At 61.1% G+C, this 13,229-nt stretch carries 15 protein-coding genes; 3 read left to right on the forward strand and 12 right to left on the reverse strand.

The features are described 5' to 3' along the window. Nucleotides 1-179 precede the first annotated feature (179 nt). A complete protein-coding gene (locus NKJ32_RS20785; protein WP_352785024.1) occupies nt 180-500 on the reverse strand; it encodes an FtsB family cell division protein in 321 nt (106 codons plus the stop codon). Nucleotides 501-634: 134 nt separating this feature from the next. Beyond that, complete coding sequence (eno, locus tag NKJ32_RS20790; RefSeq protein ID WP_023675089.1) at nt 635-1,909, reverse strand: phosphopyruvate hydratase; 1,275 nt, start codon at nt 1,907-1,909, stop codon at nt 635-637. A 203-nt stretch (nt 1,910-2,112) separates the two neighbouring features. On the opposite strand from eno, the gene NKJ32_RS20795 reads away from it, so the two are divergent. After that, the gene (locus NKJ32_RS20795) at nt 2,113-2,235 is read left to right on the forward strand and encodes a hypothetical protein (RefSeq protein WP_352785021.1); all 123 of its coding nucleotides are present in this window, start codon (nt 2,113-2,115) and stop codon (nt 2,233-2,235) included. Between the two features lie 77 nt (nt 2,236-2,312). On the opposite strand, the gene NKJ32_RS20800 is transcribed toward NKJ32_RS20795, so the two are convergent. From NKJ32_RS20800 to NKJ32_RS20830, 7 genes are all read right to left on the reverse strand, one after another. Continuing rightward, nucleotides 2,313-2,678 (reverse strand): PRC-barrel domain-containing protein, encoded by a 366-nt coding sequence (locus NKJ32_RS20800; RefSeq protein WP_023675091.1) that lies wholly within the window; start codon nt 2,676-2,678, stop codon nt 2,313-2,315. Nucleotides 2,679-2,800: 122 nt separating this feature from the next. Further along, nucleotides 2,801-3,652, reverse strand: coding sequence for a 3-deoxy-8-phosphooctulonate synthase (kdsA, locus tag NKJ32_RS20805; RefSeq protein ID WP_352828692.1), 852 nt, complete (start codon nt 3,650-3,652; stop codon nt 2,801-2,803). Beyond that, on the reverse strand, nt 3,649-4,536 hold the full coding sequence (locus tag NKJ32_RS20810) for a VOC family protein (protein ID WP_352754732.1): 888 nt from the start codon (nt 4,534-4,536) through the stop codon (nt 3,649-3,651). Before NKJ32_RS20810 ends, kdsA begins: the two co-directional genes overlap by 4 nt. A gap of 96 nt (nt 4,537-4,632) precedes the next feature. Continuing rightward, nucleotides 4,633-4,920 (reverse strand): Dabb family protein, encoded by a 288-nt coding sequence (locus NKJ32_RS20815; protein WP_352621726.1) that lies wholly within the window; start codon nt 4,918-4,920, stop codon nt 4,633-4,635. 102 nt (nt 4,921-5,022) lie between these two features. After that, on the reverse strand, nt 5,023-5,157 hold the full coding sequence (locus NKJ32_RS20820) for a hypothetical protein (RefSeq protein ID WP_352681308.1): 135 nt from the start codon (nt 5,155-5,157) through the stop codon (nt 5,023-5,025). A 370-nt stretch (nt 5,158-5,527) separates the two neighbouring features. Beyond that, on the reverse strand, nt 5,528-7,507 hold the full coding sequence (locus NKJ32_RS20825) for a bifunctional 2',3'-cyclic-nucleotide 2'-phosphodiesterase/3'-nucleotidase (RefSeq protein ID WP_352754731.1): 1,980 nt from the start codon (nt 7,505-7,507) through the stop codon (nt 5,528-5,530). 131 nt (nt 7,508-7,638) lie between these two features. Next, a complete protein-coding gene (locus NKJ32_RS20830; RefSeq protein WP_352698827.1) occupies nt 7,639-8,904 on the reverse strand; it encodes an NAD(P)/FAD-dependent oxidoreductase in 1,266 nt (421 codons plus the stop codon). A gap of 180 nt (nt 8,905-9,084) precedes the next feature. Between NKJ32_RS20830 and NKJ32_RS20835 the strand changes: the two genes are divergently transcribed. Continuing rightward, a complete protein-coding gene (locus NKJ32_RS20835; RefSeq protein ID WP_352636694.1) occupies nt 9,085-9,741 on the forward strand; it encodes a 5-formyltetrahydrofolate cyclo-ligase in 657 nt (218 codons plus the stop codon). Nucleotides 9,742-9,754: 13 nt separating this feature from the next. On the opposite strand, the gene NKJ32_RS20840 is transcribed toward NKJ32_RS20835, so the two are convergent. Next, nucleotides 9,755-10,228 carry an Lrp/AsnC family transcriptional regulator gene (locus NKJ32_RS20840; RefSeq protein WP_023675099.1) on the reverse strand — a complete coding sequence of 158 codons (474 nt, stop codon included), beginning with the start codon at nt 10,226-10,228 and terminating at the stop codon, nt 9,755-9,757. A 156-nt stretch (nt 10,229-10,384) separates the two neighbouring features. Between NKJ32_RS20840 and ald the strand changes: the two genes are divergently transcribed. Continuing rightward, the gene (gene ald, locus NKJ32_RS20845) at nt 10,385-11,500 is read left to right on the forward strand and encodes an alanine dehydrogenase (RefSeq protein WP_023675100.1); all 1,116 of its coding nucleotides are present in this window, start codon (nt 10,385-10,387) and stop codon (nt 11,498-11,500) included. Nucleotides 11,501-11,748: 248 nt separating this feature from the next. Here ald and NKJ32_RS20850 read toward each other — a convergent pair whose 3' ends face one another. Together NKJ32_RS20850 and dapB are read right to left on the reverse strand one after the other, a co-directional pair. Next, nucleotides 11,749-12,216, reverse strand: coding sequence for a DUF1203 domain-containing protein (locus tag NKJ32_RS20850; protein WP_352457506.1), 468 nt, complete (start codon nt 12,214-12,216; stop codon nt 11,749-11,751). Nucleotides 12,217-12,292: 76 nt separating this feature from the next. Next, a complete protein-coding gene (gene dapB / locus NKJ32_RS20855) occupies nt 12,293-13,099 on the reverse strand; it encodes a 4-hydroxy-tetrahydrodipicolinate reductase (protein WP_352828696.1) in 807 nt (268 codons plus the stop codon). Between the last annotated feature and the right edge of the window lie 130 nt (nt 13,100-13,229).

The raw sequence follows: 13,229 nt of genomic DNA on the forward strand, positions 1-13,229 counted from the left end.
GGTGGCCATGCATCACTCCCTGTTGGCGTCTCTTGCGGACAGCGAGGGAGATCAGTTCTCCCACCGATTTGAGGCAGGCTAACATGCAGGGAAGGCTTTCGCCATGCCGAAAACGCATGGCTGTCATGCATCTAAGCAATTAAAATCATTGCAAATATCGCTGATTAACTGAGATCAGGTTATCTTGCGACCGGCCGCATGATGGTGATCTCGTCGGCGTGGGACAGATTAAGCGCCTTGCGCGCCTGCTCGTCCAGCATGTCCTTCTCCAGCGTGCCCTCATGCATCAGCTGAACGCGGCGCTCGAGATCGATCCGGCGCGCCCTGACGGCATCGAGCCTGCCCTGCAATTCGGCAGTCTCAGCTTCGAGCTGATACTTGGAATAGATGCCGAACTCGCCATGATAGGCATGGAAACCGAAATAAGTCAGGAACACCACGCAGAGCGAGGGGATGATCAGCCGGCCGGTGTTTCTTTGCTTGTGCTGGCGTGTCCACATGGTCCGAATCCTCTACGCCGCCTTTGTCGCCCGATTGTGCTTAATGGACGGTTACAGCCTGTTGGATTCAGAGCCTGGAAGCAAAAAAGGGCGGGAATGTCCCCGCCCTCGTCGCCACGGATTTTCTCTCGAAATCAGCTTTTCACGATCGACTTGCCGGCATATCGCGCCTGCTTGCCGAGCTCCTCCTCAATGCGGATGAGCTGGTTGTACTTGGCCATGCGATCCGAGCGCGACAGCGAGCCCGTCTTGATCTGCCCGCAATTGGTGGCAACGGCGAGGTCGGCGATGGTCGAATCCTCGGTCTCGCCCGAGCGGTGCGACATCACCGCGGTATAGCCGGCCTTGTGCGCGGTCTCGACGGCGTCGAGCGTTTCGGTAAGCGAGCCGATCTGGTTGACCTTGACCAGGATCGAATTGGCGACACCCATGCGGATGCCGTCGCGCAGCCGCGCCGTGTTGGTGACGAACAGATCGTCGCCAACCAGCTGTGTTTGCTTGCCGATGAGATCAGTCAGTATTTTCCAACCGTCCCAGTCATCCTCGGCCAGGCCGTCCTCAATGGTGATGATCGGGTAGTCGGCCGCGAGTTTGGCTAGATATTTGGCCTGCGCCTTCGGGTCGCGGGTTTTCCTCTCGCCTTCATAGACGTAGTTGCCATCCTTGAAGAATTCGGTCGCCGCGCAGTCGAGGCCTAGCGCAACCTCCTCGCCGGGCTTGAAGCCAGCCTGCTCGATCGATTCCATGATGAAGTCGAGCGCGGCCGGCGCGCTCTTCAGGTTGGGGGCAAAGCCGCCCTCGTCGCCGACATTGGTGTTATGGCCGGCGTCCTTCAGCTTCTTTCGCAGCGTATGAAAGATCTCCGAGCCCCAGCGCACGCCGTCGCGCAGCGTCGGCGCGCCGATCGGCAGGATCATGAATTCCTGGAAATCGATCGGGTTGTCGGCATGCGCGCCGCCATTGATGATGTTCATCATAGGCACCGGCAGCACATGGGCCTTGGTGCCGCCGACATAACGATAGAGCGGCAGGTCGGCCGCTTCGGCCGCGGCCTTGGCCACAGCCAGCGACACGCCGAGGATGGCATTGGCGCCGAGCCGGCTCTTGTTGGGCGTACCATCGAGCTCGATCATGGTCTGGTCGATATGGATCTGATTCTCTGCCTCCATGCCGCCGATCGCCTCGAACAGCTCGCCGTTCACCGCCTCGACCGCCGTGAGCACGCCCTTGCCGAGATAGCGGGGGCCGCCATCGCGCAGTTCGACCGCCTCATGCGCGCCGGTAGAGGCACCGGACGGCACCGCGGCGCGACCCATCGAACCGTCTTCAAGCACGACGTCGACCTCGACGGTCGGATTTCCGCGGCTGTCTAGGATTTCACGCCCGACAATGTCGATGATGGCCGTCATTGCGATGTCCCCGATTGATCGATTGAAGCGTCGCGCACCTCTTAGCCAAAGCGCCGCAAAACGCAATCGGGGCACTTGCAAATATTGCCCGCGCGCTACGGGATTCACGAAGCACGAAGCGCTGTCATCATTTGTCATACGCGGCATGCCGGTTTCTGGTTTATGGCTGTTGTCGCGCGGGGCGAAACAGGAGGAGTTTCGCCATGTCCCAGTTGAGCGGTATTGTGAGTTTGTTCCTGATCGCGGCTGCGTTCCTGACGTCGTGCGACAATCAGCAACCCCCGCAGGGATCGTCGCCTTTGCAGGCCATGCAGATTGCGCAGTAGCATCCCGCCACATCGAAAGGCCCCCGATTTCCCGGGGGCCTTTTTGATTCCAGGAGACTTAGTCAGTGCCAGTAAGGTCAGTGCCAGTAAGGCTCGACCTTGTAGTAGTTGTATGAGGCGTCACGCGCGGCCTCGCCGTCGGCGCCGGTCAGCTCGTTGATCGAATAGGAAGGAGCGGCCATCAGCTGGTCTTTGGTGAACGGCACGACATAGCCGCCCTTGTTCTCATCGTAGTCAAGGCTCGCCCACGGAATGGCGTGGTATTTCTCGCCGATGCCGAGAAATCCGCCAAAACCGATCACGGCAAACATGATTCCGTTCGACAGTTTGTCGAGCATGACGTCCTCGATGTCGCCGATATGAGTGCCTTCCGTATTGTAGACCGATGTGCCGATAACCCGCGAAGCGGCGATGGCTTCGGTGTGTCCCGTCTGGGTCGTCATGGTGTGCTCCTCGTCGTCGTTGACATTAGATTTTGACAATGAGGGCCGCGGGCTAAGGTTCCAGGCGGGTTCGAAATTCTTCAAAGTTTTCTTGGCGGCGCTGCTGTGGCGCAACTGCTGGTTCAACCCACGCTTTTGGCAATGCGATCGAACGCCATCAGCCGTTCAAGCAATGCGGGAAGATCCTTTAGCGGCACCATGTTGGGACCGTCGGAAGGCGCGTTGTCGGGGTCCTGGTGCGTCTCGATGAAGACGCCGGCGACGCCAACCGCGACGGCCGCGCGCGCCAGCGTCTCGACAAAGCGCCGGTCGCCTCCAGACGAACCGCCCTGCCCACCCGGCTGCTGCACGGAATGGGTGGCATCGAAAATCACCGGCGCGCCGATCTCGGCCATGATCGGCAGCGCCCGCATGTCGGACACCAGGGTGTTGTAACCAAAGGATGCGCCGCGCTCGGTGACCAAGACATTGGCGTTGCCGGAGCCGATGATTTTGGCGACGACGTTCTTCATGTCCCACGGCGCGAGGAATTGCCCCTTCTTCACATTGACCACCTTGCCGGTTCTTGCCGCAGCAATCAGCAAATCGGTCTGGCGGCTGAGGAAGGCAGGAATCTGCAGGATATCGGCATGCAGAGCGACGATCGCGCATTGTTCCTCAGTGTGGACGTCGGTCAGGATCGGCAGCGAAAAATTGTTGCGCAAGTCGTCGAAGATCGGCATTGCCGCTTCAAGTCCCGCACCGCGCGTGCCGCCAAGCGATGTGCGATTGGCCTTGTCGTAGCTGGTCTTGTAGACGAGCCCGATTCCGAGCCGTTCCGTCAATTCCTTCAGTGCACCGGCCATGTCGAACGCGTGCTGCCGCGATTCCAGCTGGCATGGACCGGCGATCAGCGACAGGGGCGCGCTGTTGCCGAAAATGACCTTGCCGATCGCAACGGAAGAATTTGGCATCAGAGGATTGAGATTGTTCATGCGATCTCCCGGAAAATGAAGGCTGCGCCCTGCCCTGGCGCCGGCGGCACGATGATATCACCGCCGCGCATGTGGTGTTCGACGGAATTGGCTGCAAGCAGCTTGGCGACGGTGTCGCCGTGCCTAACCGAAAAGACGATCCCAGCAAAGCGGAGTTCAGATGGCGCGCCGGCAGGAATGCCGAAGCGTGCCGAATAGGCTGCAGGATCCAGAACGGTCACGACGGCATTCGGCAGCTCATAGACAGTGCCGCCGCCCTGCGCCTTGATCCCAGCCGCGATCGAAATCACATTGCGTTGTTCGAAGGGTTCGCCACTGGCTGCCACGATTTCGACAATGCCGGTTGCGCCATTAGCGTGGGCCTGCGACGCAGTGCGGTCGACGTTCGGCGCATTGATCCGCTCGCAGGCGAAGAGAAAAGCGTCCGTTGCCTTGCCTGTAGCCGCGAAGGCCAGTTTGAACGATGCGGTGTCGCTCTTTCCCGTCGCATCGGTGAAGGCGCGCGAAAAGCTTAGCGCGTCTCCCGCCGACAGACCGGCTTCCATGTAGCGCGCGTGGTCCGCGGCGGCGCTTTCGGTGCCCAGCGCCACGGCAGAAAATCCTTCATCGCCGTTTTCTTCGCGATACGTGCGATCACGCACGACAAAGACATTGCGGTTCGAGATCGCCGTTGCCGCGGCCTGCCGGTCAGCGACCGCGAGCGGCTCGAGATAGGTGCCGTCGGTGAGGAAGACACAGCAGTTTTCGGTTCCGAAAGGGTGGATACCTGTCGGCGCAACGGTAAAGCCGAGCAAGGTCAAGCGCGCCCGCGCAACATCGAGGCTCGCTGTCGGCAGCACCAGGTGATCGAGCGGATGAGGGCTTGCGGGGGTGTCCTCTGTCATGTCCCGCGCGATGTGCCTCATTCCTGAAAATGGTTCAAGGGCTTGGCCGACGCCTCAGCGGAAAGACCACATCAGCGCGTAGGGGACGGCGGCTCGTCAACTTGCAACGATGTCGGCCGAATAACGCAATTCGCGCAGAGGTTTGACCCGGCTGGTCGTCTCTGCATAGAGCGGATGCGCCTTGTAGGCGGCGAGCGCCGCTTCGTCCTCGAACTCGGCGTAGACGACCACATCGATCTCATCCGAGAGCGGGTCGACCTTGGTGTTGAGCGTTACCTCGAAATGGCGCGAGTGGGGTATCTTGCCGAGCGCCAGCAGACCCGTACGCACTGCCTCGACGTCCACTTTACGCCGCGCGCTGAAGAAAACGATATGCCGGATCAACCCAGCCTCCTGGACCGTTGGACCGGCGTTCTTTTGTGTCAGCGGGAGCGTGCCGTCAATCGGCAGGATGTCGCGTCGGCGAACCGTGGCGAGGAAGAGAAACTACACCATACTGGTTACATAGTGCACGACGCGGGTCACCTCCCTGATGGTCCTGTCGAGGTAGCGGCCTTGGTTGTAAATGCCGTCCCAGATCAGGAAAAAGGTGACGGCAGTGATGATGATGACATAACGCATGGCTAAAACTAGCGCATATGGGTGGTTGCAACCATAGTGATTCCGGCCCTGCTGGGAACCTCCCCGAATTTTAACGGCCTCTGTGGTCTGTCTGCTGCGATGCTTGCTGGCCAGAATGGCGCTACCGCTGCAGGGCGGCTTGGAAAGATAACCCCGCTCGGCTTCGACGACCGCTTCCCGCCTCGATCGACCAACTGCCACACGATTATTCCGGTGGGATTTCGACGGACGCGCTGGATCTGGTCATGCCTGCCGTCAAGCGGCGTTTCGCACCACCTGCTTGAAGAGGCCCCCTGTCTCAAACGGATTGGCCGTATCGGCACACTGTCTTAACCCTGAGACAGTTGGAGCCGACGCTCAAATCCTCGCCTCAAAGAGTGATGCGGTACTTGGAAAACCCCGCTTCGCCCTCGCCCGCCGGCTCGATCTTCAGCGACTTCACTTGCGCAATAAACTCTCTCGCCTTGGCGCCGGTCTCGAACACGACGCTGGTTTCCGGCAGCGGCGCAAACGACCAGTTAGCATCCGCCGACGGGTTGATGGTGCCTTCGCTGACGATATAGCGCACGATCACGTCGCGGTTGGTGTCGGGCGCTTCGTAGATGATCTTCGAGGCATTGATCTCCGGGAAATTGCCCCCGCCGCCGGCTCGGTAGTTGTTGGTGGCGACGACGAATTTCCGCATGGGGCCAATTGGTTTGCCGTCGAACATCAAGTCAATGATGCGGGTCGAGCCAGCATTCACCAGCCCGCCCTTCGAATCATATTTCGGTGGCTGCGACAGATCGATCTTGTATGTGACGCCGTCGATCACGTCGAAATTATAAGACGGGAAGTCGGTGTTGATGAGCGCCTGGTCGGCTTTGCCCGGTTCGATCCGGTTGAAGATGCCGGCCGACATTTCCAGCCATTCCTTCACCTCTGCCCCGGTGATTTCGACGGCGCGCACCGTGTTTGGATAGAGGTAGAGGTCGGCGACGTTCTTGATGGCGATATCGCCCACCGGCACGTCGGTGTAATAGTCGGCGCCGTTGCGCCCGCCCGCCTTGAACGGTGCCGCCGCCGACAACAGCGGCATATCCTTCCACTCTGTGTTCTTCAGGATGTCCTTCAAGTACCAGGTCTGCGCCTGGCTGACGATCTGCACCGATGGATCGTCGGCGACCAGCGCAAAATAGGAATAGAGCGGCGCCGAGGTTTTGCCGACCGGCCGGCGCACATAGGCAAGCGTCGCCTCGTGGTCCTGTTTGAGCGCGTCGACGATGCGCTGGTCGTCCGCGACGGTCGGCTTGTTCGTCTTGTCGACCCGCTCAAAGATCGGCCTGGCCTCAGAGGTCGTCGAAACGATTTTCCACGTCGATCCGTCGCGCTCCAGCAACAGATCGATCAGCCCCATGTGCGAGCCCCAGAAGCCGGCCATGACGGCGGGCTTGCCTTGCAACGTGCCTTTCGCCGTATCGACGGCGTCCAGCGACTGAAAGTCCTTCTTGCCGGGGAAGACCAGATGCTGGTGGCCGGTGAACACCGCATCGATACCTTCGACACCGGCAACGAAGAAGGAGGCATTCTCCATCATGTCGCTTTGCTTCACATCGATGCCGGAATGGGAGAGCGCAATGACGATGTCGGCGCCTTCTTCCTTCATTTGCGGCACCCACGCCTTGGCCGCCTCGACGATGTCGCGCGTCTTGACGCTGCCCTCGAGATTTTTCAGGTCCCAGACCATGATCTGCGGCGGCACGAAGCCGATGATGCCGATCCTGATCGGTTGTTCGGTGCCCGACCCGTCTTTGATGTTCCTTTCGAGGATGACGTAAGGCTTGAGATAAAGCTTGTCGTCGCGCGGGTTCGCGGCGAGCTCCGTGCCGCGGATCAGGTTCGCGCAGACAAACGGGAAATTGGCACCGGCCAGCACCTTGTCCATGAACGACAGGCCATAGTTGAACTCGTGGTTGCCGAGCGTCGAGCATTCGTAGCCGAGCAGGTTCATGCCCTTCATGACCGGATGCAGATCGCCATCCTTCATCCCCCTCTCGTAGGCGATGTAGTCGCCCATCGGGTTGCCTTGCAGAAGGTCGCCATTATCGATCAGCATCGCGTTGGTTGCTTCCTTGCGCACGGCTTCAATCAACGATGCCGTTCGCGATAGCCCCATCGTGTCGTTAGCTTTGTCGGCGTAATAGTCGTAAGGCAGCACATTCACGTGGATGTCGGTCGTCTCCATAATCCTCAGATGCGCCTGATTGGCTTGAGCCCGGGCGGAGAACGGGTGCAGCATGATCAGCGCTCCGCTGGCGGCAACGCCGGCGAGGAAATCGCGGCGTGAGACGAGGTGGCGCAATTGGGACATTCGTTCTCTCTTCCTTCCACGACGTGACAAGTCCTGCCCGAAGCAAAGCTTCGCGCCGAAATCCAGCCGAGTCCAGAAGCCGATTCCATCAAGAGGAGGTGACGCGCCGATGAATGTCCGGCAGCGAACAATCAGCCCTTATCGTCGTCGCCCTGGGTGATCAGCCGCGCGCTGCGCTGACCGGTGAAGTAGATCCATAGCCAACTCAGGGAAACCGCAAGCCGGTTACGAAAGCCGATCAGGAAGTAAATATGCGCCAAGCCCCATAGCCACCAGGCAAGCCGGCCGGTAAGCTTGATCCAGCCGAAATCGATGGCCGCCGCGCGCTTGCCGATCGTCGCCAAATCGCCGTCATGCCTGTAGCTGAAAGGACGCGGTGTCGCGTCACCGGCAAGCCTTGCCTTGATCGCCGTGGCGACGTGCCGTCCCTGCTGCTTGGCGGCGGGCGCGACGCCCGGCACCAGCCGGCCATCCGGTCGCAGGACGTGCGCTACGTCACCGATGACGAAAATCTCCGGGTTTCCCGGTACAGTGAGGTCGGGCTCGACAAGCACCCTGCCCGCGCGGTCCGCTGCCGCGCCGAGCCATTCGGCGGCCGGCGAAGCGGCGACGCCCGCCGCCCACAGGATTGTCCTAGCCGGCAAATGCCTGTCGCCGAAGACGACACCCTCGGCATCGCAGCGCGTAACCGCCCGGCCGAGTTCGACGGTCACGCCGAGCCGTTCGAGCGCCTTCATTGCATAATCGGAGAGTTCCGGCGCGAAATTGGCAAGAACGCGGTCGCCGGCCTCAATCAGCGCCACACGCGTCTGCCGCGTGTCGATGTTGCGGAACTCGCCGCGCAGCGTGTCATGCGCCAGTTCGGCAATGGTGCCGGCCAATTCCACGCCGGTCGGCCCGCCGCCGACGATCGCCAGCGTCAGCAGTGCCTGGCGCTTGGCGGGATCGGTTTCCCGCTCGGCCTGCTCGAAAGCCAAAAGAATACGCCGTCGAATGGTGGTGGCGTCCTCCAGTGTCTTCAGGCCCGGCGCGAACGGCTCCCATTCGTCATGGCCGAAATAGGCGTGCCGCGCACCGGTGGCCAGCACCAGCGTGTCGTAGGCGACCGTGCCGCCGTCCTGCAGCAGCACCCGCTTGCCGGTGCGGTCGATGCCAGTCACGGTGGCAAGCAGCGTCGTCACGTCCTTGCGCCTGCGCAGGAGATGGCGGATCGGCCAAGCCACTTCGGAGGTGGCCAGGGCCGTCGTCGCCACCTGGTAGAGCAGCGGCTGAAAAAGGTGATGATTGCGCCTGTCGATCATGGTGATGCGCACCGGCGCGCCGGCAAGTGCGCGGGTGAATTCGAGGCCGCCGAAACCGGCGCCTACGACGACGACGTGATGGTTGGCTATGTTCATCTCACTCATCCCTCTCGCCAAGGCTGATGTAAGTATCGTTGTGCAGTGCAGCAATGCCTGCGCTGCAACTGCCTGGGACTCGTCTCTTGATGTCGTGAATACGCATGCTGCAGACTCATTCCCGGATATAGCTTACGTCCCAGATACGACTTGGTTGGAATAGTACATTGCAGGTGAAGCATGGCTAGGAATGAAGATGAAGACCCAGCGCAGTACGCCTCGCCGCCTTGTTTTATGCACGAGCTCGATCCGGAGTTCCAAGCGCCGCTATCCGACTGGACCGACGTAAGGCGCTGGCGCAAGGCCGAGCGCGAGCGGTTGATCGTATCCCGCCTTGCCGTTTCGGCCGACACGCGCGCAGCTATGTCGCAGCGCATTGCCGAAGGGCTCGACGCGGTGATCGGCGACATCGCCGGCCGCATGGTCAGCCTCTACTGGCCGTTTCGCGGCGAGCCGGACCTGCGCCCGTGGATGGAAACCGTTAACGCGCGGGGCGGGCGCACGGCGTTGCCCGTCGTCGTCGAGAAAGACCGGCCGCTTGTCTTTCGCGCCTATACCCACGGAGACCGGCTGGAGAAGGGCGTCTGGAATATCCCGATACCGGCCGAGGGTGATCCGGTGTTGCCCGACATCGTCATTTCGCCGATCGTCGGCATCGATCCCGGGCAGTTTCGCCTGGGTTATGGCGGCGGCTTCTTCGATCGCACGCTTGCCGCGATGCCCTTCAAACCGCTGGTCATCGGCGTCGGCTACGAACTGCAGCGCATCGTCACCATCTACCCGCAGCCGCACGACATTCGGATGGACCGTGTGGTGACCGAGGCAGTCAACACCTAGGCGAGTTCGGGGCCTAGGCGAGTTCAGGCTTCATTCCCACGGCCGTGCGATCGACGATTTCGCGCAAGGCAAAAGACGAATTGATCTTCGTCACATGCGGCATTGCCGACAGCCACTCCTTGTGGATGCGTTCGTAGTCGACGAGATCCTTTGCCGCGATGCGCAGGATGTAGTCATATTCGCCCGACATCAAATGGCAGGACAGGACGTTCGGGCAGCGCTTTATCGCTGCCTCGAAATCCGACAACGTCTTCTCGAATTGCCCGGACAGCGATATATGCACGATCGCCGTCATCTGGTGCCCAAGTGCAGCGTTGGACAGCCGTGCGTGATAGCCGCGGATGGTTCCGGATTTCTCCAGATTGTCCAGCCGCCGCGAACAGGCCGACTGCGACAGGCCAACCTTCTCGGCGAGCGCTGCGTTGGGTATCCGCCCGTCTTTCTGCAGCGTCTCGAGAATGGCGATATCAATCCTGTCGAGCGGCATTTTTGCGGGTTCCTGCGATAATTCTAATGTTTTGCGCAACGATTATCGAACAGTGGCCTCTCTGGCAAGCGCATTCGCAAACACTTACCGAACGATTCGTGGTTCACTATCTCTAGACAGGGAACGAGCCCCAAAGGGCCGGATCAGGAGAAAAAGATGCGCGTCGGTTGCCCCCGGGAAATCAAGAACCATGAATACCGCGTCGGCCTGACACCGGGTTCGGTCCGTGAATATGTCGCGCATGGCCATGAAGTGCTGATCGAGACCGGCGCCGGCGCCGGCATCGGCGCCGATGACAACGCGTATCGCGCCGCCGGCGCCACGATTGCCAAAACGGCCGCCGACGTTTTTGCCAAGTCTGACATGATCGTGAAGGTCAAGGAGCCGCAGCCCAACGAATGGGTTCAGCTCCGCGACGGCCAGATCCTCTATACCTATCTGCATCTTGCCCCGGATCCGGAGCAGACCAAGGGCCTGCTGGCCTCCGGCGTGACCGCGATAGCCTACGAGACGGTCACCGACGAGCGCGGCGGTCTGCCGCTGCTAGCACCGATGTCGGAAGTCGCCGGCCGCCTGTCGATCCAGGCGGGCGCAACGGCGCTGCAAAAGGCCAATGGTGGCCGCGGCGTGCTACTTGGCGGCGTGCCCGGCGTGCTCCCCGGCAAGGTCACTGTGCTCGGCGGCGGCGTCGTCGGCCTGCATGCTGCACGGATGGCCGCCGGCCTTGGCGCCGACGTCACCATCATTGACCGCTCGATCCCGCGCCTGCGTCAGCTCGACGACATCTTTGGCGGCCGCGTCCACACCCGCTACTCGACCGTCGAGGCGCTGGAGGAAGAATGTTTTTCGGCTGACATCGTCGTCGGCGCCGTGCTGATCCCGGGGGCAGCAGCGCCAAAGCTGGTGACGCGCGAAATGCTGTCGGGCATGAAGAAAGGCGCCGTGCTGGTCGACGTCGCCATCGACCAGGGCGGCTGCTTCGAGACCTCGCACGCCACCACCCATGCCGAGCCGACCTATGAGGTCGATGGCGTCATCCACTATTGCGTCGCCAACATGCCGGGTGCGGTGCCGGTCACCTCGGCCCACGCGCTCAATAATGCGACGCTGCATTATGGCCTGCAGCTCGCCGACAAGGGCCTCAAGGCGCTGGTAGACGACCACCATCTGCGCAACGGGCTGAACGTCCACAAGGGCAAGATCACGAATCGCGCAGTGGCCGAAGCGCTCGGTTACGACCTGGTCGAGCCGAAGGCCGTTCTCGCCGCCTGAGCTGTCCGAATCTGCCTCTCCAGTGCCCGTCGGATTCGTCCGACGGGTTTTTTCTTATGTCGAAAAACTGAAAAGTGTCGGGCGCGCGGAATAACCGGACAACAAAAAAGTGGAGCCAAAGCCCCGCTTCCTCGGTTGTCGAAAATTCCCGCCGGTTCATCCGCGGTCGGCAAATCGATCGACAGTGTGTTTCTACCGCTTGTATGCGACGGGAGTACGACAGTCCCAAGCCGGTGCAGCCTGTCCGGTTACGCGCGGTCGATCCGGCACTGATAGCAATTGTTGCGCGCCGAGCGGATGTGGACGTAAGCGATGTCGTCGCGTTCGAACAACGTCTCTGCCCGTGCGGCAATTGCGTCGGTCGGAATGACGCCGCCGCTGCCGTAAACGATGCGGTCGTCCTTGCCATAACCACGCACAATGTAATCGCTGCTTTCGAGCATTTCGGGAAGCATTTTCCCCTCGGCGGCGCGTTCGCATTCTTTCGCATGCAGAAAGATCGGCCCCGTTTCGGCATAAGGCTGCAGCTCCGGAAAAGGCCGATAGGCCAAAACAAGATAGGCTTCTCCCACAGCAATATTTTTCAAGCAATGACGGCAAGGCACGCCGTCGCCATCCGAAATTTGCCGCTCTGGCTTCAAGCCATAAGCATCCGGCCCGCCGCGCTGAAGTGCCCGGACAGCATTGGTTGGCAAGGCTTTGAATTTTAGCGTCATGGCAAAATCTCCGGTGTCGTCGACCGGAATTATGCTCGCAAGACAGAGCTTCCCACCCGATTCCTGCCGAAATGGATCAATCCATCAGCGCCTCGAGACCACGAACCAGACCTTTGACCTGCTGTACCCGTCTGATGGCGAGCAGCGTGCCCGCCACGTAAGGCGCCGCGGACGAGCCGGCGTCGTGGCGTATGGTCAGCCGCTCGTCTGGCAGACCGAACAGCGCCTCGCAGGACAGGATGTAGGACGGCAGGCGAAGCGCGTGCACTTGCACCCCCTCGCCTGCGCCGACCGCACCACCGCGTGTGGCCGGCACGCCGGAGACCTCGGAGACCGGCTTTGCCGTTGAGGCCTTGCGGATGTCGGCCAGCGCTTCAGCAAGCTCTCGTGCGGTTCCGGAGGGCGCGTCGGGCTTCTTTGCACTAGCATAATCGATGACCTCGACATCCGGCACGTATTTTGCCGCCATAAGTGCAAACCGCTTCATCAGCGTGGCGGTGATGGAAAAGTTGCCAGCGGCAACAACGCCGACGCCATTGGCGCGCGCCGCGGCGTCGATCTCGGCATAGTCGGCAGCTCCCAGTCCCGACGTGCCGATCACCGTGTGCCGTCCGTTGTCGATGGCGAGCAGCACATGGTCTTTCACGACATGCGGCTTGGTGAAGTCGACCAGCACGTCCGACGGCGCCTCCAGCGCCTCGGCCAGCGAGGCCGAAACGGCAATACCATTAGCCGGCATACCAACCAGCAGACCGGAATCCTGCCCCGCGCCGCTGCGTGATACAGCCCCGGCCAGCGCCATGTCGCCTTGCGCCCCGATCGCCGGAACCAGCGCTTTGCCGACCCAGCCGGTCGCGCCGGCCATTACCACGCGTATTGCCATCGTGCGATCCTCCATCACCCATCGGTTTTTAGACGATAGCGATATGGAAAGAGCCAAGCTCATTCAAGTCGGGCTCGCCTTTGAGTGTTGATCCAGAGACTCTGGGACATTGCAAAGACAAGCTGAAGCT

The sequence above is a fragment of the Mesorhizobium sp. M0159 genome, assembly GCF_040322295.1.
Classification (GTDB): Bacteria; Pseudomonadota; Alphaproteobacteria; order Rhizobiales; family Rhizobiaceae; genus Mesorhizobium.

Excerpts from the sequence above, each read along its gene's own strand:
- NKJ32_RS20785 (WP_352785024.1), bottom strand. The coding sequence starts at position 500 with ATGTGGACACGCCAGCACAAGCAAAGAAACACCGGCCGGCTGATCATC.
- eno (WP_023675089.1), bottom strand. The coding sequence starts at position 1,909 with ATGACGGCCATCATCGACATTGTCGGGCGTGAAATCCTAGACAGCCGC.
- NKJ32_RS20795 (WP_352785021.1), top strand. The coding sequence starts at position 2,113 with ATGTCCCAGTTGAGCGGTATTGTGAGTTTGTTCCTGATCGCGGCTGCG.
- NKJ32_RS20800 (WP_023675091.1), bottom strand. The coding sequence starts at position 2,678 with ATGACGACCCAGACGGGACACACCGAAGCCATCGCCGCTTCGCGGGTT.
- kdsA (WP_352828692.1), bottom strand. The coding sequence starts at position 3,652 with ATGAACAATCTCAATCCTCTGATGCCAAATTCTTCCGTTGCGATCGGC.
- NKJ32_RS20810 (WP_352754732.1), bottom strand. The coding sequence starts at position 4,536 with ATGACAGAGGACACCCCCGCAAGCCCTCATCCGCTCGATCACCTGGTG.
- NKJ32_RS20820 (WP_352681308.1), bottom strand. The coding sequence starts at position 5,157 with ATGCGTTATGTCATCATCATCACTGCCGTCACCTTTTTCCTGATCTGG.
- NKJ32_RS20825 (WP_352754731.1), bottom strand. The coding sequence starts at position 7,507 with ATGTCCCAATTGCGCCACCTCGTCTCACGCCGCGATTTCCTCGCCGGC.
- NKJ32_RS20830 (WP_352698827.1), bottom strand. The coding sequence starts at position 8,904 with ATGAACATAGCCAACCATCACGTCGTCGTCGTAGGCGCCGGTTTCGGC.
- NKJ32_RS20835 (WP_352636694.1), top strand. The coding sequence starts at position 9,085 with ATGGCTAGGAATGAAGATGAAGACCCAGCGCAGTACGCCTCGCCGCCT.
- NKJ32_RS20840 (WP_023675099.1), bottom strand. The coding sequence starts at position 10,228 with ATGCCGCTCGACAGGATTGATATCGCCATTCTCGAGACGCTGCAGAAA.
- ald (WP_023675100.1), top strand. The coding sequence starts at position 10,385 with ATGCGCGTCGGTTGCCCCCGGGAAATCAAGAACCATGAATACCGCGTC.
- NKJ32_RS20850 (WP_352457506.1), bottom strand. The coding sequence starts at position 12,216 with ATGACGCTAAAATTCAAAGCCTTGCCAACCAATGCTGTCCGGGCACTT.
- dapB (WP_352828696.1), bottom strand. The coding sequence starts at position 13,099 with ATGGCAATACGCGTGGTAATGGCCGGCGCGACCGGCTGGGTCGGCAAA.